The 22,959-nt window shown below is 62.5% G+C and carries 17 protein-coding genes and 1 tRNA gene; 6 read left to right on the top strand and 12 right to left on the bottom strand.

All coding sequences use genetic code 11. The features are described 5' to 3' along the window. Positions 1-75: 75 nt before the first annotated feature. From MHX63_RS04470 to MHX63_RS04430, 9 genes are all read right to left on the bottom strand, one after another. On the bottom strand, positions 76-1,722 hold the full coding sequence (locus MHX63_RS04470; RefSeq protein WP_239387417.1) for a peptide chain release factor 3: 1,647 nt from the start codon (positions 1,720-1,722) through the stop codon (positions 76-78). A 27-nt stretch (positions 1,723-1,749) separates the two neighbouring features. Continuing rightward, entirely contained in the window at positions 1,750-4,314 is a 2,565-nt protein-coding gene (locus MHX63_RS04465; protein ID WP_239387416.1) for an acyltransferase family protein, read from the bottom strand. Between the two features lie 228 nt (positions 4,315-4,542). Further along, positions 4,543-5,268 carry an aminoacyl-tRNA hydrolase gene (gene pth / locus MHX63_RS04460; RefSeq protein ID WP_239387415.1) on the bottom strand — a complete coding sequence of 242 codons (726 nt, stop codon included), beginning with the start codon at positions 5,266-5,268 and terminating at the stop codon, positions 4,543-4,545. Further along, the gene (pth, locus tag MHX63_RS04455) at positions 5,268-5,849 is read right to left on the bottom strand and encodes an aminoacyl-tRNA hydrolase (protein ID WP_239387414.1); all 582 of its coding nucleotides are present in this window, start codon (positions 5,847-5,849) and stop codon (positions 5,268-5,270) included. Before pth (MHX63_RS04455) ends, pth (MHX63_RS04460) begins: the two co-directional genes overlap by 1 nt. 164 nt (positions 5,850-6,013) lie before the next feature. Next, the gene (locus MHX63_RS04450) at positions 6,014-6,649 is read right to left on the bottom strand and encodes a 50S ribosomal protein L25/general stress protein Ctc (RefSeq protein ID WP_239387413.1); all 636 of its coding nucleotides are present in this window, start codon (positions 6,647-6,649) and stop codon (positions 6,014-6,016) included. A 280-nt stretch (positions 6,650-6,929) separates the two neighbouring features. Beyond that, positions 6,930-7,901, bottom strand: a complete 972-nt coding sequence (locus MHX63_RS04445) for a ribose-phosphate diphosphokinase (RefSeq protein ID WP_370643976.1) — start codon at positions 7,899-7,901, stop codon at positions 6,930-6,932. Between the two features lie 111 nt (positions 7,902-8,012). Continuing rightward, the gene (gene glmU, locus MHX63_RS04440) at positions 8,013-9,530 is read right to left on the bottom strand and encodes a bifunctional UDP-N-acetylglucosamine diphosphorylase/glucosamine-1-phosphate N-acetyltransferase GlmU (RefSeq protein ID WP_370643975.1); all 1,518 of its coding nucleotides are present in this window, start codon (positions 9,528-9,530) and stop codon (positions 8,013-8,015) included. 88 nt (positions 9,531-9,618) lie between these two features. Then, entirely contained in the window at positions 9,619-11,001 is a 1,383-nt protein-coding gene (locus tag MHX63_RS04435; protein WP_239387412.1) for an MFS transporter, read from the bottom strand. A gap of 24 nt (positions 11,002-11,025) precedes the next feature. Next, positions 11,026-11,097: transfer RNA gene (locus MHX63_RS04430), tRNA-Gln, on the bottom strand. A gap of 90 nt (positions 11,098-11,187) precedes the next feature. Between MHX63_RS04430 and mfd the strand changes: the two genes are divergently transcribed. Then, entirely contained in the window at positions 11,188-14,943 is a 3,756-nt protein-coding gene (gene mfd, locus MHX63_RS04425) for a transcription-repair coupling factor (protein ID WP_239387411.1), read from the top strand. Between the two features lie 25 nt (positions 14,944-14,968). Then, on the top strand, positions 14,969-16,294 hold the full coding sequence (locus MHX63_RS04420) for a MazG nucleotide pyrophosphohydrolase domain-containing protein (protein ID WP_239387410.1): 1,326 nt from the start codon (positions 14,969-14,971) through the stop codon (positions 16,292-16,294). Here MHX63_RS04420 and MHX63_RS04415 read toward each other — a convergent pair. Genes MHX63_RS04415 through MHX63_RS04405 form a run of 3 tightly spaced genes read right to left on the bottom strand, consistent with a single transcriptional unit; the run spans position 16,291 to position 18,869 of the window. Then, on the bottom strand, positions 16,291-17,148 hold the full coding sequence (locus tag MHX63_RS04415; protein WP_239387409.1) for a metal ABC transporter permease: 858 nt from the start codon (positions 17,146-17,148) through the stop codon (positions 16,291-16,293). The two genes, MHX63_RS04420 and MHX63_RS04415, sit on opposite strands and share 4 nt — an antisense overlap. Then, a complete protein-coding gene (locus MHX63_RS04410) occupies positions 17,145-17,954 on the bottom strand; it encodes a metal ABC transporter ATP-binding protein (protein WP_239387408.1) in 810 nt (269 codons plus the stop codon). The genes MHX63_RS04415 and MHX63_RS04410 overlap by 4 nt, the downstream gene beginning before the upstream one ends. Further along, positions 17,955-18,869 (bottom strand): metal ABC transporter solute-binding protein, Zn/Mn family, encoded by a 915-nt coding sequence (locus MHX63_RS04405; protein ID WP_239387407.1) that lies wholly within the window; start codon positions 18,867-18,869, stop codon positions 17,955-17,957. Positions 18,870-18,992: 123 nt separating this feature from the next. Between MHX63_RS04405 and MHX63_RS04400 the strand changes: the two genes are divergently transcribed. The 4 genes from MHX63_RS04400 to MHX63_RS04385 all read left to right on the top strand — a co-directional run bounded on the left by MHX63_RS04400 (position 18,993) and on the right by MHX63_RS04385 (position 22,951). Next, on the top strand, positions 18,993-19,709 hold the full coding sequence (locus MHX63_RS04400; RefSeq protein WP_239387406.1) for a metal-dependent transcriptional regulator: 717 nt from the start codon (positions 18,993-18,995) through the stop codon (positions 19,707-19,709). A gap of 24 nt (positions 19,710-19,733) precedes the next feature. Further along, entirely contained in the window at positions 19,734-20,603 is an 870-nt protein-coding gene (locus tag MHX63_RS04395) for a lytic transglycosylase domain-containing protein (protein ID WP_239387405.1), read from the top strand. Positions 20,604-20,816: 213 nt separating this feature from the next. Further along, positions 20,817-22,094 (top strand): phosphopyruvate hydratase, encoded by a 1,278-nt coding sequence (gene eno, locus MHX63_RS04390; protein ID WP_011273912.1) that lies wholly within the window; start codon positions 20,817-20,819, stop codon positions 22,092-22,094. Between the two features lie 119 nt (positions 22,095-22,213). Further along, positions 22,214-22,951 (top strand): septum formation initiator family protein, encoded by a 738-nt coding sequence (locus tag MHX63_RS04385; RefSeq protein WP_239387404.1) that lies wholly within the window; start codon positions 22,214-22,216, stop codon positions 22,949-22,951. The last annotated feature ends 8 nt before the right edge of the window (positions 22,952-22,959 follow it).

The raw sequence follows: 22,959 nt of genomic DNA, 5'->3' as shown, positions 1-22,959 counted from the left end.
ATATTGCACAGCATGTGAAACTTTGCAAGACTTGTGCAAATATTTAGATGGGGTCGCGACGAATCGCTACTCCGCCTAGTCGGCAACCAGGGTCTCCATCGTCACCTCCGGGTGTTCCTTCTCCACGAAGGCTAGCTTCCACTTGTCGCCGAATAGGGCAATCAGCTCCCCGTCTGTGCGGGTGAAGATCTCCACGCCTCGCTGCTTGGCCAGCACCGGCGCGGACTCGGCGTCAGTACGACGAGCGACAGAGTAAGGGACGGGGTCGGCCACGGTCTCCACGTTGTACTCAACGTCCATGCGGGCCTGCATAACCTCAAACTGCATCGGGCCGACGGCGGCCATGACCGGGTTGGCGTCACCACGCGCGTCGTTGCGCAGAATCTGCACAACACCTTCGGAATCGAGCTGCTCGAGGGCCTTGCGGAACTGCTTGTACTTGCCCAGCGACTTCGCGCGCAGTGTGCGGAAGTGCTCCGGTGCGAACTGCGGCATGGGCGGGAACTGCACCTTCTTGCCGGCGTAGATCGTGTCTCCCGGGGCGAGCGAACCCGCGTTGACTAGACCCACGATATCGCCGGGGTAGGCGGCCTCAACGGTGGCACGGGTACGGCCGAAGACGGTCAGGGCGTACTTCGTGGAGAAAGACCGGCCGGACTGAGCATGTGTGACCTGCATGCCGCGTTCGAACACACCTGAGACCACGCGCATGAACGCCAAGGAGTCGCGGTGGTTGCGGTCCATGCCGGCCTGCACCTTGAACACCACGCCCGAAAAATCATCGGTGGGGTCGCGGTGCTCCTCCACCGCGACGGAGTTTCCGCCCGCGGCGGCTTCGAGCACCTTCGGGTCGGAATCGCGGCCCGCTGGGGCGGGCGCCAACGCGCAGAGGGTATCCAGAATCTGGTGCACGCCGAAGTTCAGCATCGCGGAGGCGAAGATCAGCGGGGAAGTGGTGCACTCCAGGAACAGCTCCTGGTCGTGCAACGCACCGTCGGCGGCCAGCAACTCTACTTCTTCAGCGGCAGTTTCCCATACGTCTTCCTCCCGCTCTGCGGCTTGCTCCGGGTTGTAGTGTTCCTCCGGGGCGATGGTCGATCCACCTGCGGTGCGGAGGAAGTGGATGTACTCCTCGGCCTCCCCGTCGTCGTTGATGCGCGCCAACCCGCGGAAGTCACCAGCTTCGCCAACCGGCCAGAACAGGGGAGTGGGCTGCAGTTGAATCTCGTTGACGATCTCGTCCACCAGCTCCAGCGGGCTGCGGCCGGGGCGGTCCCACTTGTTCACGACGGTCACGATCGGCAGGCCGCGGGCCTTGCACACACGGAACAGCTTCAGCGTCTGTGGCTCCAGACCCTTCGCACCATCAATGAGCATCACCGCGGCATCCACGGCAGACAGAACTCGGTAGGTATCCTCCGAGAAGTCCGCGTGGCCCGGGGTGTCTACCAGGTTGATCATGAAGGGCTCGCCGTCGTGGCCCTCAGGGGCGTACTCAAACTGCAGCGCGGAGGAGGCGATGGAAATGCCACGGTCCTTCTCCATATCCATCCAGTCGGAGACGGTGGACTTGCGGCCGGCCTTGCCGTGCACGGCGCCGGCTTCTTTGATCATGTGGGCATGCAGAGCTAGCGCCTCGGTGAGGGTCGATTTACCGGCATCCGGGTGGGCGATGACGGCGAATGTGCGGCGGCGCGAGGCTTCGGATGCGGTTGTACTCATAATGCCCACAAGTCTAGCGGGTGGGCATTAGGCGCAGGTAGTCGTGGTCTTCTTCTTATGGTCTGCAGCCTGTGCCAGCGCCTCGTCGAAGGATTTCGCATACTCCTGCGCGCCCTCGGGCATCGGGTGAACACCATCTTCAAACAGCAGGTTCTGGTGGGACTGCGCGTGGCCGCACCAGTCCGCGATGTAGACGTTGTCGTGAGCCTTGGCTGCATCCAGCACTTCCTGGCGGGATTGTGCCATCCACTCTCGATCGCCGTAGGGCATGGCCATGAAGATCTGGCGGTCGGGGCCGATGAGGTTAATCATCTCCTCCAGCTGTCCCGGGAAGGCTGAGCCGTTGGTTCCGAAGCCAAGGAACACGTTCTTGCGCAGCTCGCCGGAATCGTTCAGTTGACGCAGAACATCTATGCCGGCGGTGTAGTGGCGGGAAACGTCCGCATCGATGTAGATGCCCGGGTAGTTCGTGTTCAGCGCTTCGCTGGCTGCCAGCATCACAGAGTCACCCACGGCGGTGATGTCCTTGCCCTGCACGGCCGCGGCCTTCTTCTCCTTCGGAGGCGGTGGAGTGGCCGGGGTGGGGGCCTTACCCTTGTTAGCCTCTTGGTTCATACGTTGTAGCTGGTCCAGTTCCTGTTCCAGTGCAGTCTTATCGTTGGAGTTCACCACTCCGTAGACCACACCGCCGACACAGGCCACGACAAGCAATGGTACGACGGGCCAAGCGACCTTCTTAAAGCCTTCGTTGATCTCCTGGAAGCTCGGGCGGGAAGCCCAGTAGTCCTTCCACGTCTGCTTGTAGCCGCGGCGGCGGAAGGGGTTTTCCACGTGCTGGTAGGAAATCTCGGAGATCAGCAGTGCGATCGGCACCGCTACCAGTCCCAGAATCCACTTGTGGTCCATGTGACCGTCGGCGTCAAAAAGAGCGCGCAGAATCATGATGACTGGCCAGTGCCACAGGTACAACGAGAACGAGCGTTGGCCGAGCCAGCGCATGACATTGGTACGGAAGACCCACGTCAGCGGGCCGGTCTCGCGGATCACTCCCCAGATCATCAGCACGCCCAGCACGCTGGTCAGCAGCAGGCCGCCCTGGTAGGTCACTGCCAGGGCGTCGCCCATAAACAGCAGCTGGATGACGTAGCCGATAAGGGCAAGGGCACCGATGGCTCCTGCAGCTCGCGCCTCAAACTTTCCTGCCGACGGCCAGGAATCCACCCTTGGATCGTTGCGTGTGGAGGTGACAGCCAGCGAAAGGAAAGCACCGATGAGCAGGCCGAAAGCGTGCGTATCCGTGCCGTAGTAGACGCGCGTCGGATCCTCGCCGGGGGTGAACAGCAGCGCCATGGCTGCAGCGGAAAGCACGGCAAGCAGCGCCGTCATCAGCATCGGGACGCGGCGCGGACTGCGGTGGAGCCGACGCTGGGTGAACACGAAAATGCCGAGTGTCACCAGCGGCCAGATGATGTAGAACTGCTCTTCGACCGCCAGCGACCAGTAGTGGGCGAAAACCTGAACCTCGTTTTCCGCGAAGTACGACTGGGAGGTAGCGATCTGCGTCCAGTTGTTGACGAAGAACAGCGTGCCCAGGAATTGCTCGCGGATGCCCACGGCAATGTCCCCACCTATGGCGGTGACGATTGCGGTGACGATAAACAGCGTGACCAGCGCGGCAGGAAGGATTCGTCGGAAACGCCTGATCCAGAAGTCTTTCAGGCTGATCGTGTTGTTTACCCGGTACTCGCGCACCAGCAGCGAGGTGATCAGGAAGCCCGATAGGACGAAAAACAGGTCCACGCCCAGGTAACCGCCGGGCAGAACATCGCCGAAGAAGTGGTAGATCACCACTGCGAGCACGGCGAGGCCACGCAAGCCATCGAGTCCCTTTACCTGGCGCAGGCGAGCACGGCGATCTTTCTTAATCGTCTTGTTCTCCGGCGGGATCGCCAGCGCTTCCGGCACCTTGTTCTGCTGTGGCGCAGGTTGTGCCGTCGCCACCTGTTTCGGTTCGGGCTGTTTCTTTGGTTGTGACGCCGACTTCTCCGCCGCTGGTGGCACCGGCTTCGGCTCCGCCTTCGGCTTTGCAGTCGGCGTGGCCTTTGCTGCAGGCGTCTTTTTGGGCGCCGGCTTGGCGGCCTGCTTGGGTGCAAGTTTCGCGGGAGGCGTTGACTTCTTGGGCGCAGGTTTTGCGGGAGGCGTTGACTTCTTGGGCGCAGGTTTTGCGGGAGGCGTTGACTTCTTGGGTGCAGGTGCTTGTCGCGTCACGCCAGGTGCAACCCCCGGGGCAGGCGGCGCGCCTACGCTACCGAGTTTGATGGCCGGAGCAGCCGCAGCTGGTCGGGTAGTAGCAGCCTGCTTGGGGCTAGTGCTTGTCTGCTTCTTGTTTTTGTCTGCTTTAGGAGCCTTCGCAGCCGTAGTGGACTTCTTGGGATCCTGCGAGGCTGCGGTTGCCTTCGGTGGCTTTTGCTTCTGGGGAGCGGAAGCCTTCGGTGGCTTCGGAGCGGCAGGCTTTTTCTCTGCAGAGGTCTTCTCCTCGGAAGGCTTGGAATCCGCAGACGGTTCGGAATCCGCAGACGGTTTAGAAGACACAGAAGCCCCGGAAGATACACCAGATTCCTGGTGTTTCTGCTGGTCGGGGGACGACTTCGCTGAACCTGTTCGATCGTTACGAACAGCGCGCAGTAGTCCAAAAACCTGCTTCACTTTGCATCTCCCAAAGGCAAGATCGAGTGCATTGATTCAACAATACTAACGCTAGTTAGCTCGAAAAACCGCGAGTATCCTCGTTACTGCGCGCTACCTGCACCGCAGCACTTATTAGTGCTTGCGTGTGTGGATATCGTTTCGTGCAATGTCTGTGCCATTGTTCACGATGAGAGTCACTGAGTCCACCGAAGCTCGAAGAGTATTTTCCATCCACCCGCTCTCTGGGGCGATGTCCGCATCCTCGAACGGGCTCAAAACGAAATCAATCACCGACGTTCCCTTGGGCGGGCGACCGATGCCCATGCGGACGCGCACGTAGTGCTGGGTGCCTAGCTCGGCAGTCATTGAGCGCAGCCCATTGTGGCCGCCCTCTCCGCCTTTATCCTTGATGCGCACCTGGCCGGTGGCGATATCCAACTCGTCGTGGCAGACAATGACTCGCTCTGCCGGCAGACTCAAAGCGGAAGCCAGCGGACCCACCGCTTCACCAGAGTTATTCATGTACGTCGTAGAGCGCAGTAGCAGCACGGGGGTTTCTTCCACCGTGATCAACGCCGCATGAGCCTTCTGGCCCTCCACCGGCAGCCACTGCGTCTCGTACCGCTCAACCAGGCGATCAATCGGCCAATAGCCGATATTGTGTCGGGTTTCCGCGTACTTGGTTCCGGGGTTTCCCAGGCCGATCACAATCCATTCAGGGGCAAACTCTTGCAGCTGCCCGACGGTGAGCTTGGAACGCTTCGCAGGCTTCTTACCTGCGCTTTTATCTACCGGCTCCTGTAGTGCGGAGCTCTTGCGAAAAACGGAAAATAAAGACTGGAGGAATGACACAGCCACTAGTTTCCCACACCGAGGGTGCGCTCAACCTCGTCGGCTGCGTCAGCGCACATGATCGCCACATCCGCCGCCTCCGACTTGGGGAAGGGCTTCAACACATAGGCCGCTGGATCCATGCGTCCGGGTGGCCGCCCAATGCCGCACGAAAGGCGCCAGTAGTCCTTCGTGCCCAGGGACTTCGTGATGGACTTCAATCCGTTATGCCCCTTGTCGCCACCGGACTGCCGCAACTTAACCGCCCCCGGATCGCCCTCGAGGTCGTCGTAGGCGACGATGATGTTACCCGCCGGGATCTTGAAAAACGCCGCCAGCTGCTGCACCGGCCCGCCCGACACATTCATGTAGGTCCGCGGCTGCGCCAGCACTATCTTGCGCCCCGCGATAGTCACCTCGGCGATGTCCGTGTTCGTCTTCTTGTGGGTATTCAGGCTGGCCACCGGTACTTGCCGATCCAGCAGTTCGCCGATCACCATTCGCCCAACGTTATGCCTGGTGTTGGCGTATTTATCGCCGGGGTTGCCCAGGCCGACGATCAGCCATGTATCGCTGTTGGTTTGTTGTTTCTTATTTGGTGACGCCACCGTCTCCCAACCCTCTCTCTAGCTCACTGACGGTCATTGTACTGTCCACCCCGGACAGCCCCCGCGGCCGTGGGGTGGCGTCAATAAAAAGGGCAACAAAAGGGGCCACCCGGTGCGAGAATTGCACGCGGTGTGGCCCAGTGGGGGGGGGAAGGGGGAGTGGATTACTCCTCGGACTCGCCCTCGGCTGCCTCGCCCTCGGCTGCCTCGCCCTCGGCGCCTTCGCCCTCCTCGTCCGGCTCCGGCAGTTCCTCTTCCTCCGGCTCCACGACGTTGATGATCAGGGTGTCTTCCTCGGAGACCAGGGATGCGTTGCCCGGCATCTGCAGGTCGCCGGCCAGAACCTGGTCGCCGATTTCCTTGCCCTCGATGTCGACGGTGATCTCTTCCGGAATGTTCAGAACGTCGGCCAGGATGGTGATGACATCTGCCTCCTGGGTGACCAGGGCGCCCGGAGCAGGCTGACCGGTGAAGATAACCGGAACGTCAACCTCAACCTTCTCGCCGCGCTTAACGTTCAGCAGGTCAGCGTGGTCCACGTCCAGGGTCAGTACGTTCTGATCCACAGCCTTGATCATGACCAGGTGGTCCTGGCCCTCGATCTCCAGCTCCAGAACGGCGTTCACGCCCTCGTTACGTAGGATGGCCTGGAACTCCAGGATGTCCACGTGAACGTGCATCGGGTCCAGCTTGTTGCCGTAGACAACAGCCGGAACGCGGAAGTCACGACGCAGGCGGCGGGAAGCGCCCTTGCCGAACTCGGTACGCAGCTCGCCCTTCAGGCGGGTAATGTCAGCCATGATTTTCTCCTTCGATTTTTGTGCTTCAGATGTGCTCTGAATCGCTCTTGCGTTTCAACCGCGGACATAAAAAATGCCGCGATATCTCGCGGCGTGTATGCATCCCACAGTTTTATTGGTCACGCACCCGCACGCGAGCGGACTCGCTTTGAAAGGTTACGCCACACAAAAAGAAGGGGGAGTGTGCTTTTCGCGCCGATAACGGCCAAATTCTGGGTGAGAATTCAGCCCTCGCCGAGATTCGAAAGTATGTTAGCACACCCCCAACCGGGGATTAAAACTACTCAAACAGTGTGGTCACGGAGCCATTCTCGAAGATCTCGTGAATGGTCTTGGCCACCAGCGGGGCGATCGGCAGAACCGTCAGGTTATCCCACCCCTCGGTAGACTGCGGCAGAGTATCGGTGGTGATGATCTCACGGGCGCCACAGCTGCTCAGACGCTCGCGCGCCGGACCGCTGAACACGCCGTGGGTGGTGGCGATGATCACGTCGCCCGCACCAGCCTCGCGCAGCACGCCGACGGCGCCGGCGATGGTTCCACCGGTATCGATCATGTCATCCAACAGCACACAGGTGCGGCCCTTCACGTCACCAACCACGCGGTTGGCGGTGACCTTGTTGGCCACGTCCACGTCGCGGGTCTTGTGGATGAACGCCAGCGGGGCATCACCCAGCACGTTGGCCCACTTCTCGGCCACCTTCACGCGGCCAGCGTCGGGGGAGACCACGCAGATGTTGTCCAGGTTGTAGTTGGCCTTCACGTAGTCAGTCAGGATCGGCATGGCGTGCATGTGATCCACCGGGCCGTCGAAGAAGCCCTGGATCTGATCCGTGTGCAGATCGACGGAGACAATGCGGTCCGCGCCGGCGGTCTTCAGCAAGTCGGCAACCAGGCGGGCGGAGATCGGCTCGCGGCCGCGGTGCTTCTTGTCCTGGCGGGCATAGGGGTAGAACGGCAGGATCGCGGTGATGCGCTTGGCGGAGCCACGCTTCAGAGCATCGATCATGATCAGCTGTTCCATCAGCCAATCATTCAGCGGCTGCGGGTGGGACTGCAGTACGAAGGCATCGGAACCACGAACGGACTCTTCGAAGCGGACGAAGATCTCGCCGTTAGCGAAGTCGCGGGCGGTGGTCGGAGTAACCTCGATGCCCAGTTCGCGGGCAACAGCCTCCCCCAAATCCGGATGAGCCCTACCGCTAAACAGCATCAGGTTCTTTTGATTGTCGATCCAGTGGGTGGTGGACACTTGTGCTTAAACCTTCCGGTCGAAGAGCTGGACTATTCACTTTTACTAAGGCGCTCCCTATTTTAGGGCGAGCCCAGAGATATCAACAAAAACCAGCGTAGCTTCCGTTTTCTACTTCTGGTCCGCCTGCGGTGTGGAAGCGGGGGAACCACCTTCCGCCACACGCTTGGCTGCGGCCTCGCCGGCCTCCGCCGCCGGGGTTCCGGGGCGCTTCTTAGCCACCCAGCCCTCGACGTTGCGCTGCTTGCCGCCGGATACCACAAGCGCGCCCGGCGGTACGTCCTCCTTGATGACGGTACCGGCGCCGGAGTAGGCACCATCGCCCACGACGACCGGGGCGATGAACATCGAATCGGATCCGGTGCGCACGTGGGAGCCCACGGTGGTGTGGTGCTTGTTCACGCCGTCGTAGTTCACGAACACGCTGGAGGCACCGATGTTGGAGTGCTCGCCGATCGTCGCATCGCCGACGTAGGTCAGGTGCGGTACCTTCGAGCCGCGTCCGATGTTCGCCTTCTTCGTCTCGACGAAGCCACCGAGCTTGCCCTCTTCGCCCAGGATCGTGCCGGGGCGGATGTAGGTGAAGGGGCCTACCTCGGCCCGGGGGCCGATGGTGGAATCAAAGCCGTGGGTGCGCACCACCTGCGCGCCTTCGCCGACAGTGACATTTTTCAGTGTGCTGTCCGGGCCGATCTGCGCGTTATCGCCGATGGTGGTGGTGCCCAGTAGCTGCGTTCCCGGCAGGATGGTGACATCCTGGCCTACCTGCACATCCACGTCGATCCAGGTTGTCGCCGGATCCACGATGGTGGCTCCACCCCGCATTGCGGCGGTCACGGTGCGGCGGTTGAGTTCGGCGCCCGCGGCGGCAAGCTGTACTCGGTCGTTGACGCCCGCGAGTTCCGCCGCGTCGGCGGCAATGTGGGCGCGCACGGGGTGACCCGCCCGGCGGGCGATGCTCAGCAGGTCCGTCAGGTACAGCTCGCCCTGGGCGTTATCTGTGTTCAACTGCGCCAGGCCGTTGCGGAGGATGGCCGCGTCGAAGGCGAATACGCCGGAGTTGACCTCGGTGATTGCCTTCTGCTTTTCCGTCGCGTCCTTTTCCTCCACGATGGCAGTGACCATGCCGTCGTTGGTGCGCAGGATGCGACCGTAGCCGGTGGGGTTGTCCTGGTTGACAGACAGCACGGTGACGCTCGCCCCGTCGTGGGTGGCTGTCAGTTCCTGCAGGGTCTCCGGGGACAGCAATGGCACGTCCGCGTTGGTGACAACTACGGTGCCTTCGAAGCCCTCCAGCTCCTCCATTGCGCACTGCACGGCGTGGCCGGTGCCGTTCTGCTGCTTCTGAATCGCAGTATCGATGTTGCGCCCCAGTTGCTCGGCGACCTCCGTCACCGCTGGGCCGACCTGCTCGCGTCCGTGGCCGATAACAGCCACGATGCGGGCGGGGTTGATGCCTGCGGCAGCGTGCAGGCTGTGGGAAAGCAGGGTGCGCCCGCCGATGGAGTGCAGGGTCTTTTGGGTTGCGGACTTCATCCGCGTGCCCGCCCCTGCGGCCAGTACGATCACTGCCACAGGCTTGTCTTGGGCCTTTGGTTGAGCTTCGGGGTTCTGAGCAGCATCAGTCACGTTGTTGGCATTCCTTACTTTCGGTTAAAAGCGAATACCAGCATAGCGCCGCATAGCCGCTGCGTCGGGGAGGGCTGCCCGCGGGCGTTTAGGAAATCTGGTTTTTGCCCACCGAGACTTCCGGCAGGGTCTTCGACAGTGCGGCGCCCAGAAGCCCGAAAAGCGCCAGCGCAGCCAGCGCGACCTCGGGGGAAACCAGTGCCAACACACTGGTCAGCGCACCCACGATCAGAAGCAACACGCCCATCAGGGTATTTGCGACCGAGACATAGCGGGTGCGTTGCGTGCCCTCAGCCATGTCCACGATGTAGGTGGAGCGGGCGACTCTAATCGCAGCGTGGGCAAGCGAAATAATGAAGAACGCGATGGGCAGCCACCACACCAGGGTGGTGGTCCACGCATGGGCGTCACTAAGCGAAGAAGCGTAACCCAGTGCCACGGTGATGATCAGCACGATCGTCGCCAGTAGCGCGGCGCCGGACAGGGTGTTGCGGGAGCTCACGTCGGACAGTAGGCCAGAGATTCTGCCTGCGAGCAGCGCGGCCACGCCGGAAGCGATCACGAACGTCCCCAGACCCGTGAAGATGGCGCTGGCCAGCGATGATTCCTCCGTCACGCTCTGTTGGTTCGCCATCGTCACCAGGAATGTCGGCGACAGTGCGGAGGCCAGCAGCAGCGAACGAACCAGCACGAAGCGCCTAAAGTCACGGTCAGAACGCACGAGGTCCACGATGTCGTCGAACACATCGCGTAGGTAGTTCGTGCCCTGTGGTAGCTCTTTTTGTTCTTGTTTAGTGACGCCCTCACGGATCCCCTTAAACAGCCATGCGCTGGCCAGCCAGGCTGCGGTGGCGATGGCGAAAAGCACTGCGAAGAGGGTAGGGGTGAGCTCGCCCCGGGCGGCCTGAATGGCCATACCCACCAGGATCGCCACCGCGCCGGACAGAGTGGTGGCAAAGCCGGTCAGCCGCCCGCGGAAACCCTTGGGAACCGTGCGCCCGGCAATGTCCTTGCTGGTCAGCGAAACCAAAGAGCGGCAAGTGGACAGCAGAGCGAGGGCGAACAGAACGATCAACCCGGCCAGCAGCCCGTCGGTCAGAAGCGCCGCGGCGACCATGATCGCGCAGGCCAGCGCCTGGCCAAGCGTGCCGATCAGCATGAAACCCAGCCGCGAGGTCTTTGTCTGCAGCCACGGGCGGAACAGGGCCTGCGGCAGCATCGAACCGGACTCACGGATCGGCACCAGCAGCGGGATGATCCACGCCGGGGCGGCGACGACTGACAAAAACCACGGCAGAACCGTCTTAGCGGAAACGATCTGATCGCCGATGTTCTGCGTGCCGAAGCCCAGAGAATAACGGCCCGCGTTTTCCTCGACGTGCTTCAGGTCGCTCTCGGGTGGCGTGCCGATGCATTTCGTGGTGAATGTGTGCCAGAACTTGCTGGATTCTGTGCTGGACTTGCCGGACATGTGTCGCCCCCCTTCCAAAAAAAGCTCTCCCACCAGGACTCGAACCTAGAATGACGGTACCAAAAACCGTAGTGTTGCCAATTACACCATGGGAGAAGCGCACTTATTAATGTGCAGCGAACACTTTACAGCACGCCCAACCGGGCGCATAAACCGCCGGGTGGTGTGGAGGATAGACTGTTGGCCATGAGTCAGACAGCCACGCCCAAAGCCAACGCCAACCGCTCATCGAACCCGGCGCCTAGCCTGGCGGGGCTGCTGAAAGCCGCTGCGCAGGACGGGAAACTGCGCGGAATGATGACGCACCTGGGGGGGGGCTCCCTGCACATGCAGGCCCCCGAGGGCGCGTGGCCTTTCGCAGTGGGCACGCTGGCGCAGCGCACCCCGCTGCTAGTGGTTACGGCCACGGGGCGCCAGACCCAGGACCTCACCACGGTGTTGCGTTACATGCTGGGGGATTGCGTGGAGCTCTTCCCGTCGTGGGAGACCCTGCCGCACGAGAAGCTGTCGCCGGCCGTGGAGACTGTGTCCACCCGCATGCGCGTGCTGCGTCGCCTGCACGAGGGCGACGAGGATCTGCAGGTGGTGGTGGCTCCGACCCGCGCAGCTGTGCAGCCCGTGCAGTCCAACCTGGGCGAGGTCACCCCGGTGCAGCTGAAGGTGGGCGCGGAGATCGACTTCGACTCCCTGACCCACCGTCTGCAAGAACTCGGCTACACGCACGTGGACGTGGTGGGTAAGCGCGGCCACTTCGCCATCCGCGGCGGCATCGTGGACATCTTCCCCGCGACCGAGGAAATGCCCGTCCGCGTGGACTTCTGGGGCGACGAGATCACGGAGGTGCGCGCCTTTAGCGTCGGCGACCAGCGGACCATCCCCGGGGTAGAGCCGGACGAGGTGATGGTCTACGCGTGCCGGGAATTAATTGTGACGGACGAGGTGGCGTCCAAAGCAAAGAACCTTGCCCAAGAACATGCCGGCAACGCGGAATTGGCCGATATCCTCGACAAGATCAGCCAGAAAATCCAGGTGCAGGGGATGGAATCGCTGATCCCGGCCCTGCACACGGCGGAGCTGGTGGCGCTGCCGGAGCTCATGCCGGAAGGTACGCACACGCTGGTGATGGCACCCGCGGCCGTCGAACGCCGCGCCCACGACCTGCGCGAAACCGGCCAGCAGTTCCTGGAGGCCGGCTGGGACGTTGCGGCAATGGGCGGCTCGGCGCCGATGGAGGGCGTGGCTTACCTTTCGATCGACGCGGTGCAGAAGGTACAGCAGAAACTGGGGCGGCCCTGGTGGACGTTGTCTACGCTCGGGATGGCGGATTTTGACGCCGATACTTCCGATGTTCTGGAACTCAACTACGACTCGGCGCCCCGACCGCACGGCGAGATGGAGGCCATCGGTGCGCTGATGAGCGACATCCGCAAGCGCGTGGAATCCGGCGGACGGGTGGCCTTCGCGGCTCCGACCCCGGCCGTGGCGGCCCGCATGCTGCGGCGCTTCCAAGAAGCCGGCATCGCGGCCGAGGCGATCGGTGTGGACCTAAGTGGCAGCCGTGGCCTGGGGCGGATTAAGAAGTCCAAGCACACCACCGCCGATGAGCCCGCGCCGCACCAGGTGAGCATCTACCACGCCGTGGCTTACGAGGGGTTGGTGTTCCCCTTTGCCGGGGATGACAAGCGCCCCAGCTTGCTGTTCTTCACAGAAACGGACCTGACCGGCAACCGTGTGGACGCGAAGGCAACCGGCAAGCGCAAGCCCGCGAAGAAGCGCAACCGCGTGGACCCGCTGGCGCTGGAGCCGGGGGATCTGGTGGTGCACGATTCCCACGGCATCGGAAAGTTCGTGAAGATGACGGAACGCACGGTGGGCAAGGGGCCAGATGCCTCCCGCCGCGAGTACCTAGTGCTGGAGTACGCGCCCAGCAAGCGGGGCGGGCCGGGCGACCAGCTCTATGTTCCGATGGACCAGCTGGATATGCTGTCGCGCTACGTCGGTGGTGAAAAGCCCGCGCTGTCAAAGATGGGTGGGGCGGATTGGAAGAACACCAAACGCAAGGCCCGTGGCGCTGTGCGCGAGATCGCGGGCGAGTTGGTGCAGCTCTACGCCAGCCGCCAGGCCGCGCCGGGCTACGCCTTCGCCGCGGATACGCCCTGGCAGCGGGAGATGGAAGATGCCTTCCCGTTCACCGAGACCGAGGACCAGTACAACGCCATCGAGGCCGTGAAGGCCGACATGGAAAAGCCGGTGCCGATGGACCGCGTGATCGTCGGTGATGTGGGCTATGGCAAGACCGAGGTAGCGGTGCGTGCCGCATTCAAGGCCGTGCAGTCCGGCAAGCAGGTGGCCGTGCTGGTGCCGACCACCCTGCTGGCGCAGCAGCACTACAATACGTTTAGCGAGCGCATGCAGGACTTTCCCACCACCATCAAGGAGCTGTCCCGCTTTACCACCCCGGCGGAGTCCAAGAAGGTTATCGATGGCATGGCCGACGGCACGGTGGACATCGTGATCGGTACCCACCGCCTGCTGCAGACGGGTGTGCGCTGGAAGAACCTGGGGCTGATTATCGTGGATGAGGAGCAGCGTTTCGGTGTGGAGCACAAGGAGCACATCAAGTCGCTGCGCACGCACGTGGACGTGCTGACGATGTCCGCGACCCCGATTCCCCGCACGCTGGAAATGTCGATGGCGGGCATCCGCGAGATGTCGACGATCCTCACCCCGCCGGAGGACCGCCACCCGGTGCTGACGTATGTGGGTGCGCAGGAGGATAAGCACGTCGCCGCGGCTATCCGTCGCGAGCTGCTGCGCGACGGCCAAGTGTTCTACGTGCATAACAAGGTTCGCAGCATCGAGCAGACCGCCGCGGACATTCGCCGCCTGGTTCCGGAAGCCCGCGTAGTGGTCGCGCACGGCCAGATGAGCGAGGAGCAGCTGGAGACCACGGTGAAGGGCTTCTGGGATCGCGAATTCGACGTGCTGGTGTGTACCACCATCGTGGAGACTGGCCTGGACATCGCCAACGCCAACACGCTGATCGTGGAAAATGCTCACCACATGGGTCTATCCCAGCTGCACCAACTGCGCGGCCGCGTGGGGCGTTCCCGCGAGCGCGGTTATGCCTACTTCCTCTACCCCAAGGGCGAGGTGCTGACCGAGACCTCCTACGACCGCCTGACAACCATCGCCCAGAACAACGATCTGGGTGCGGGTATGGCGGTGGCCATGAAGGACCTGGAGATGCGCGGTGCGGGCAACGTGCTGGGCGCCGAGCAGTCCGGCCACATCGCGGGTGTGGGCTTCGACCTCTACGTCCGCCTGGTCGGCGAAGCAGTGGAGGCGTTCCGCGCGATGGCTGACGGCAAACCCGTCGACGGCAGGGAGGAGGAAAAGAAGGAGATCCGCATCGACCTGCCGGTGGATGCGCACATCCCGGCCGAATACATCGCTTCGGAGCGCCTGCGCCTGGAGGCCTACCGCAAGTTCGCCGAGGTGCAGGACGAGGAGCAGATCGAGAAAGTCCTCGAGGAGCTGCGTGACCGCTACGGTGAGCCGCCGGAGCAGATCCAGATGCTCGCGGTGCTCTCGCGCCTGCGCCTGCTGTGCCGCGATCTGCAGGTCACGGAGGTAGTGGCCACGGGCTCGAAGATCAGCTTTAGCCCCATCGAACTGCAGGATTCCACCCAGGTGCGCCTGAAGCGCCTGTTCCCCGCCGCGAACTACCGCGCGACCACGAAGATCGTGCTGATCCCGGCACCGAAGCGAGGCCAGGGCATGCGAGCGGTTCCGCTGCGCGATACGGAGCTGGTGCAGTGGTGCGCCGATGCGTTGACGCAGCTGGCTGGCATCCCGATTCGCAACATGGCGGGCGGTGCCGGCAAGGGGGCTGGCAAGGGCTCAAGTAAGGGGGCAGGCAAGGATAAGGGCACGTCCTAAACACTGACGCGCTAGAATAACCGCCATGTCAGTCGTATTACTAGATCCCCGTTTCCCCGCGATGATTCCCGTGGAGGCCGTCGATCTGCTCCGTGGAGATGTGTGCTACACGGAGGAGGTGCCCATCCGCGTCCGCTGGGTTATCGCGGATCTGGGCGGCCACACGGTCGATGAGTCCGACATTATCGTCACGACGGATCTGGAAAACGAAGCTGTCGTTACCCGCATCGAGGCTGGTGAGGAGCTCATCACCGCGCCGAGCCTCAAGGTGCACATGGAGCCCGCCCGCGAACTGGAGGCCGGTAGCTCTTCTGTTAGTGACGCCACCGACGGGGAAAACGCAGCCGAGATCACCCACTCGGGCGATGGCGTGGTGGACGGCGAGATCGTCGGGACCGACGAGCACACTGCGGCCGTGGCCGGCCTGCGTCGCACGACGCGCACCGAGGTGCCAGCTTCCGTGATGGATGAAATCGAGGACGCGGTGGCGCTGATGGCACGTGCCCTGCGCCAGGGGGAGTGGGAGCAGTCCATGACCCACACCAGCCTGGTGAAGTTCCTGCGGGAGGAAACCGAGGAGCTGGCCCGCACCATCGATCTGATGGAGAACTGGGAGCCTGAGGGCGAGGGTGAGGCTGTTGCGCGTCCGGAGTGGATCGAGCAGGATCTGTGCTCCGAGCTGTCGGACGTGTTGCTGCAGGTGCTTTTCCACGCAGAGATCGCCAACCGCCGTGGTGCCTTCGACATTGGCCACGTGGCCGGGGCGTTTTCTGCGAAGCTGCGCGCCCGCGCCCCCTACCTGTTTGAGGAGGTCGAGCGTCAGGTTCCGCGCCAGGAGCAGGATCGCCTATGGGAGGAGGGCAAGAAGGAAGAGGAAGCTCAGCGAATTCGCAGTTTCGGTGAGGAGTACCTGCGCTACAGCGAGGCCAAGAAGGAAGCTGAGCGGAAGGCGGCCGAGAAGCAGGCTGAGCCTGCACAGCCTGCACAGTCTGCACAGCCCCGCCAGGAGCCGCACGCGGAACAGTTCCCGGCCGTCCAAGCGCCCGCTGAAACGGCAGGTCCGGCAGTCCCCGCCAGCTCTGTTGGCACAGCTGTCGGCTCGACTGGCACCAGCGCCCTGACCGCAGCGGAGGCCGTCATCGCTGAGGCGCGGGAGCAGGGAATCCCGGATAAGGACATCCCGACCGACATCCGCTACCCGATGGTTGGCCTGGAGCTAGATAGCCCCGGTGAGGCAGAGCGCCGCCTACACGATGCTGTTGCGGCGTTCCGCGAGAAGCTGCAGTCCCAACAGCACAAGCCTCAGCATCCCAACCCCCAGCAGCCAGGGAGCCAGCAGCAGGGCAACTAGCGCCGCGTTAGAAAACTGCGTACCAGGCCTTCACGTGGGGCGAAGAGGTACGTCAGCCCGAAGATGACCGACTGTACCAGCACGATGGTGCCGCCAGTGGATACGTCTACGTTGAAGCTCAGCAGGATGCCCGTGATGCAGCTGACCCACGCCACCAACGGAGCAATAAGCAGCATGTGGCGGAAGCGGCGCGTCCACAGGTAAGCGGTTGCGCCGGGGGTAATCAGCATTGCTACCACCAAGATCACGCCAACGGCCTGGGCGCTGGCCACCACCACGCACGCCAGGCACGCCAACAGTGCCCACCGTATGGCCTTCGTATTGAAGCCCATGGTTCTGGAGTGTTCGGCGTCAAAAGCCCACAGAGTAAACGTGCGTGCATTCGCCAGCAACACCACAAACGCGATGCCTCCAATGGCCAGGATCTGCCACAGCGCGGACTGCGTTATGCCCAGCAGGTTGCCGAACAGGATCTCCTGTAAGTGCGTGCCGCTAGGCGTCACAGAAAGAAGCACTAGTCCGAGGGCGAAGAAGGTGGTGAAGACAATGCCGATGGAGGTGTCCTCCCGCAGGGTGGTTCTTTCCTTTACCGAGCCGACCAGGCCGACGGCGATGAGTGCGGCCAGCATCGCACCGACGGCGAAGGGCGCTCCGGTGATGTAGGCCAGCACCACACCGGGCAGCACGGCGTGGGAGACCGCATCGCCTAGCAGTGACCAGCCCACCAATATCAACCAACAGCTCAGTAGTCCCGCGACCACGGCCATCACGCTGGCGGCGAGCACCGCCCGCTGTACGAAGCTGTAGCTCAGGGGCACCAGGATTGGGTCGAAAAGAGTCGAAAGTGTGCTCATCGCTGCGCCTCCTCACTAGCGACCAGCTGTGCGTCCGCCGTGTTGGTGCTGAAGGTGCGCGCGAGGTTCTCTGCTGTCAGAACCTCTTCCAGCGCCCCTTCGGCCACGATCCGCCGGTTGAGCATAGCCACGTTGTCGCACAGTTCCGGCAGCCGGTCCAAATCGTGTGTGGAGATCAGTAGCGCTGTCCCGGCCTCGGCGAGCTCGTGTAGCAGTGCGGTGATCTGCGATTGTGACTGCGTATCCACCCCCGCGAAGGGTTCGTCCAGCAGCATGATCTTCGCCTCCTGCGCGATGCCGCGTGCTACGAAAACGCGCTTGCGCTGGCCGCCTGATAGCGCGCCGACGGGGCGGTTCTGCAGGTCGGTCAGTCCGGTCTGCCGCAATGCCGCGTCGATGATGCGGTTGTTTTCTCTTTTCTCTTGACGCCAACTCTTCAGCCCCCATAGCGCCGAACCCTGCGGTAGCAGGCCTATCTTGGAGCGTGCGCGGCGCCGTCCGCTGGCAACAATGTCGCGCACGCTGATGGGGAAGTTCCAGTCCACGTGGTCGTGTTGAGGGACGTAGGCCACCGTGCCGCGTGAGCCGGTGGCGTTGACCGTTATGCTCCCGGAGGTGGGGCGCACCAGCCCCATGATGGCTTTGAACAGGGTGGATTTGCCCGCGCCGTTCATGCCGATCAAGGCGGTGATCTGGCCGAAGCCGAGCTGCAGGTTTACGCCGGTGAGAGCATCGACGTGGCCGTAACTCACGTGCACATTGTCGACGACCAGCGCGGGGGAGGGGGAAGAGTGTGGCGAGTTCATTTATTCCTTCGGATTCTTGCCCGTGAGTCCGCTGACGATGGTTTGGGCGTCGTAAGAAAGAAGGTCGAGGTAGGTCGGTACAGGACCGTCGGCTTCGGAGAGCGAGTCGACGTACAGTGTACCGCCGTCGCGGGCACCGGTATCTCGCATGAGCTGTTCCTTCGGCCCGGGCTCCACTGTAGATTCGCAGAAAACAGCGGGGACGTCATTGTCCTTGACGAAATCGGCTGCCTGGGTGATTTGCTGGGGAGTGATCTCGCCCTCGGTGTTGACGGGCCAGATGTAGCCCTCCTTCATGCCGGCATCGTGGGTGAGGTAGCTGAAGGCACCCTCACAGCTCATCAGTGCCCGCTGGTGGCGGGGCAGGGATTTCAGGCCGTCCTGGAGCTCGGTCTGCACGTCGTCGAGCTTGTCTTTGTACTTCTTGCCGTTGTCCTCGTAGGTCTTTGTGTTTTCCGGACGCAGGTCGCTCAAGGCCTGGACGATGTTGTCCACATAGGTTTTGGCGAGGGTGGGGCTCATCCAGGCGTGTGGGTTGGGCTGATCGGTGCCCTTGATGTTGATGGGCTTCACGCCGTCGCTGGCAGTGGTGCGCTGGGCGGAGCTGTCTGCGGTCAGCTTGTCCAGCCAGTGTTCCAGTCCCAGTCCGTTGTTGATGATGAGCTCCGCTTCGGACGCGGCGGCGATGTCGCTGGGGGTGGGGTCGTAGCCGTGAACCTCCGCGCCGGGCTGGGTTAGTGAGCGCACGGTGAGGGTCTCGCCGGCGATGTTGGAGGTGATGTCTTCCAAGATGGTGAAAGTCGTTAGAACCTCGGCTTTTTCATCGGGTGTGTTCTCGCTATTGCAGGCGGTGGTGCCTGCAACTGCGAGGATTGTGGTGCACAGAGTTGCCGCTAGCTTCTTACTGGGCTTCATTTTCAAGGTAATAAACTTTCCGATAGTGAGGGGCGTAATGTTCAATGGGTTGAACAATATAGTGCAGCTTAGTCCACACCCATGAGTTCTTAAAACCCCGATTACCCCCGTACACTGGTCGACATGCATGTCACAGACCTTCCCGAGAGGTCCCAGGATTACCTGAAGAAGATCTTCGATCTGCAGGAGTGGTCCGGAGGTGGGGTTTCCCTCTCTGTCTTGGCCAGTCACATGGACCAACGCCCTTCCACGGCCTCCGAGGCGATCAAGCGCCTCGCCACCCAAGGGCTCGTCGACCACGCCCCTTATGGGGACATCGAGCTCAGTGAAGCGGGTCGCAGAATCGCTCTTACCATGGTTCGCCGCCACCGCCTGATCGAGACTTTTCTGTGCAACCACCTGGGCTACGGCTTGGACGAAGTGCACGACGAGGCCGAGGTTCTGGAGCACGCGGTTTCCGAAACCTTCGTCGATCGCATCGCCAGCCTGCTGAACAACCCCACACGAGACCCGCACGGTGACCCTATTCCCGACGAAGGCGGCCACATTCCTGCAAGCTCGGCTTTCCTTCTTTCGGACGCCCACACGGGCGAACAGCTCATCGTGGATCGCATCAGCGACAGGGATGCCGCCCTGGTGCGTTATCTCACCGAGCACGGCGTACTCCCCGGAGTTCACATCACCGTCGGCGAACGTGTGTTCGCAGATATGGCGGAGCTGCACATCACCGAGTCGGAAACACGGGTTCAACTTCCGGCAAGTAGCCTAAGCGCAGTGTTGGTAAGTGCAGCCGATAAGAACTCGCAGAGCGGTCACACTGAGAAGCCTAAGAAGGCCTAAGAAAAAGAAGCAGGAAGGACATCCATGGCGTCGAACCACTATCGCCGCCCGCAGAGGATCGAACCAAACGATTCTGTGTGGGATGACGACGCAGCCGGAAGCCGCCCGAACCGGGGGCTGCTGGGTGGTTGCGGATTCTTCGTAGTGGTCATCGCGCTGCTGGGTATCATCGCCCTGGTCGGTTACCTGGTGGCAGGGTTCGTCACCAGTGACCGCGGCTCCGAATCCGACCGCCTGCCGGTGCCCACCGATATTCCGCCGAAGGCCGCGAGTCCCGCGCCGGACTTCGACCCGCAAGACAGCGACCGCGCATACCAGCAGGCTCTGGACTGGGCTAAGCCAAAGTCCGAGGAGCTAAACATCCCTCTGCAGGCCCTCATAGCCTACGGAAAGGCCGAAGACTTCGCTCGGCAGGAGACTCCCGACTGCCACCTGTCCTGGAATACTCTGGCCGGGCTCGGTTACGTAGAGACCCGCCACGGGACTTACGACGGCGAGCGATTCGGAGCGTCCAAACTCAACGACGACGGCATCGCCGAGCCCGACATCATCGGCCCGCAGCTCAACGGCCGCGAGTTCGCCAAGGTGGAGGATACCGACGGCGGGCGTCTGGACGGCGACCGCGAGTACGACCGTGCGCTGGGGCCGATGCAATTCATCCCCGAATCCTGGAAGATCTACGGGGTGGACGCAGATGGCGACGGCAAGAAGAATCCGCAGAGCGTCTACGACGCCGCCGCCACCGCGACCAAACTACTGTGCAGAGAAGGGCGCGACCTTAGCACCGAAAGTGGTTGGAAGAGCGCGATCAAGGGGTACAACCTCTCCGAGGAATACGTCGTGCAGGTACGCGACGCAGCGGCGAACTACGCGATTGGCCAGTCGCCGCAGTAGGCCATTCCCCCTTTAGGGAGGGGTGGTTTTAGCCAGGATTTGCCCGCGTGACGGCGAAAAAATTCTGGCGGTGCCACAATGGGAGTAGACCGCTGTGCTCGGTGCCACCTGTGGGCTACCCAGCGCTGCGGTAGAGACCTTTGTTAGCTGTTAACCCAAGAACAGATAATCAACAGTTTGGCACCCAATGCCACATGCCAAGGAGGCAGACACATGGCCCTGATCCTCAACATTGACGCACGCGAAATCATCGATTCCCGCGGTAACCCGACCGTCGAGGTAGACGTACTTCTGGACGACGGCTCCTTCGGTCGCGCAGCCGTTCCCTCCGGCGCTTCCACCGGTGTGCACGAGGCGCACGAGCTGCGTGATGGCGGCGAGCGCTACCAGGGCAAGGGCGTTCTCAACGCCGTCAAGAACGTTATCGAGGACATCGACGAAGAGCTGATGGGCGTGGAGGCAGACGATCAGCGTCTGATCGACCAGCTGATGCGCGACCTGGACGGCACCGAGAACAAGTCCAAGCTGGGCGCCAACGCCATCCTGGGCGTTTCCATGGCTGTTGCTCGTGCCGCTGCAGAGTCCGCCGACCTGCCGCTGTTCCGCTACGTCGGCGGCCCGAATGCCCACGTACTGCCGGTACCGATGATGAACATCCTCAACGGTGGCGCACACGCAGACTCCGGCGTGGACGTCCAGGAGTTCATGATCGCCCCGATCGGCGCAGAGACCTTCTCTGAGGCACTGCGCGTTGGCGCCGAGGTCTACCACACCCTGAAGAAGGTCATTAAGGACAAGGGTCTGTCCACCGGCCTGGGCGACGAAGGCGGCTTCGCCCCGTCTGTGGACTCCACCAAGGCAGCCCTGGATCTGATCGTCGAGGCCATCGAAAAGGCCGGCTTCAAGGTCGGCGAGGACGTCGCACTGGCGCTGGACGTTGCCTCCTCCGAGTTCTTCAAGGACGGCAAGTACCACTTCGAGGGCGGCGAGCACACCGCCGAGGAGATGGCGAAGGTTTACGAGGATCTGATCGAGGAGTACCCGATCGTCTCCATCGAGGACCCGCTGCAGGAGGACGACTGGGAGGGCTACACCGCCCTGACCGCCAAGATCGGCGACAAGGTTCAGCTGGTCGGCGACGACTTCTTCGTCACCAACCCGCAGCGTCTGGCCAAGGGCATCGAGGAGAAAGCAGCCAACGCGCTGCTGGTGAAGGTAAACCAGATCGGTACCCTCACCGAGACCTTCGACGCTGTCGAACTGGCACACCGAAACGGCTACCGCAGCATGATGTCCCACCGCTCCGGTGAGACTGAAGACACCACCATCGCCGACCTGGCCGTCGCCCTGAACTGCGGCCAGATTAAGACCGGTGCTCCGGCTCGCTCCGAGCGCGTTGCCAAGTACAACCAGCTGCTGCGCATCGAGGAGATCCTGGGCGACGCAGCTGTCTACGCAGGCCGCTCCGCCTTCCCGCGCTTTACCAAGTAAGCGCTAGGCGCTCTCCAAGCGCGTAAGGCAATCAAGTAGCCCCAGGTAGCCCACAGCCATCCAGCCGATGGCCGTGGGCTACTCGCATTTCAGCCTCGCTTCGCTAGACTCTGTAGACCATGAGCAAATCGACCAAGGGCGAACCGGACAAGGAGCCGGAGGATCAGCCGCGCGCAGACGTGGCGTCCGAAAAAGAGGGGCCAGAAAACAGCCGCCCCGAGTCCGCCCACCTGCCCCGGGCACGGTCGATCGAGAGGCGTGAGAGGCGTCGGGCCCGCGCGCAAACCGCGCCGAAACGCATGGCGCGCTCCTTTGTAGAGGTTCCTAAGAACATGAGCCCCACCACGTGGCTCGTGGCGCTGGTACTGGTGATCTTTCTGGCGGTTTCCATAGCCAACCCGCTGCGCAACTACTTTGAGCAACGCGCCGAGCTGGCGCAGCTGAACCAGAAGATTGCGGTGCAGGAGAAGGAAAAAGCGGAGCTCACCAGCGAGCTCAACCGCTACGGCGACGAGGATTTCATCAAGGAACAGGCACGCACGCGCCTGGGGCTGATTGAACCGGGGGAGTCGGCATATCGCATCATCTCCCCGAAGATCCACTCCGACGAGCTCGGCACCGAAACGGACGAAGAATCCAAGGGCGAAGGCGAAGGAAACCGCGACTGGTACGCCCAGCTGTGGGACTCGATCTCCACGCCGGAGGAAGAATTGCAGGAAGACGATCCGGCGAGCGAAGACCACAAGTTGCCGACTGTGCCGGAGGAGAATCCGGAGCAGGAACAGCCCGCAGCACCCGCGCCCGAAGGACAGACCGCAGCGCCAGAACAGGCGCCAGCACCCGCATCAGCTAACTAGAGTGAGAC

Origin of the sequence: Corynebacterium sp. ACRQK (genome assembly GCF_022345965.1) — a bacterium.
In the GTDB taxonomy this organism is placed as follows: Bacteria; Actinomycetota; Actinomycetes; order Mycobacteriales; family Mycobacteriaceae; genus Corynebacterium.
The sequence above is the reverse complement of the archived record's forward strand: the minus strand, read 5'-3'. Positions and strand labels throughout refer to the sequence as shown.

Bases quoted from the DNA above. Each gene is read 5' to 3' on its own strand.
- MHX63_RS04450 (WP_239387413.1), bottom strand. From the start codon at position 6,649: ATGGCTGACATTACCCGCCTGAAGGGCGAGCTGCGTACCGAGTTCGGC.
- MHX63_RS04415 (WP_239387409.1), bottom strand. From the start codon at position 17,148: ATGAGCACACTTTCGACTCTTTTCGACCCAATCCTGGTGCCCCTGAGC.
- MHX63_RS04385 (WP_239387404.1), top strand. From the start codon at position 22,214: ATGAGCAAATCGACCAAGGGCGAACCGGACAAGGAGCCGGAGGATCAG.
- MHX63_RS04405 (WP_239387407.1), bottom strand. From the start codon at position 18,869: ATGAAGCCCAGTAAGAAGCTAGCGGCAACTCTGTGCACCACAATCCTC.
- MHX63_RS04420 (WP_239387410.1), top strand. From the start codon at position 14,969: ATGTCAGTCGTATTACTAGATCCCCGTTTCCCCGCGATGATTCCCGTG.
- MHX63_RS04395 (WP_239387405.1), top strand. From the start codon at position 19,734: ATGGCGTCGAACCACTATCGCCGCCCGCAGAGGATCGAACCAAACGAT.
- mfd (WP_239387411.1), top strand. From the start codon at position 11,188: ATGAGTCAGACAGCCACGCCCAAAGCCAACGCCAACCGCTCATCGAAC.
- MHX63_RS04435 (WP_239387412.1), bottom strand. From the start codon at position 11,001: ATGTCCGGCAAGTCCAGCACAGAATCCAGCAAGTTCTGGCACACATTC.
- MHX63_RS04400 (WP_239387406.1), top strand. From the start codon at position 18,993: ATGCATGTCACAGACCTTCCCGAGAGGTCCCAGGATTACCTGAAGAAG.
- MHX63_RS04470 (WP_239387417.1), bottom strand. From the start codon at position 1,722: ATGAGTACAACCGCATCCGAAGCCTCGCGCCGCCGCACATTCGCCGTC.
- eno (WP_011273912.1), top strand. From the start codon at position 20,817: ATGGCCCTGATCCTCAACATTGACGCACGCGAAATCATCGATTCCCGC.
- MHX63_RS04410 (WP_239387408.1), bottom strand. From the start codon at position 17,954: ATGAACTCGCCACACTCTTCCCCCTCCCCCGCGCTGGTCGTCGACAAT.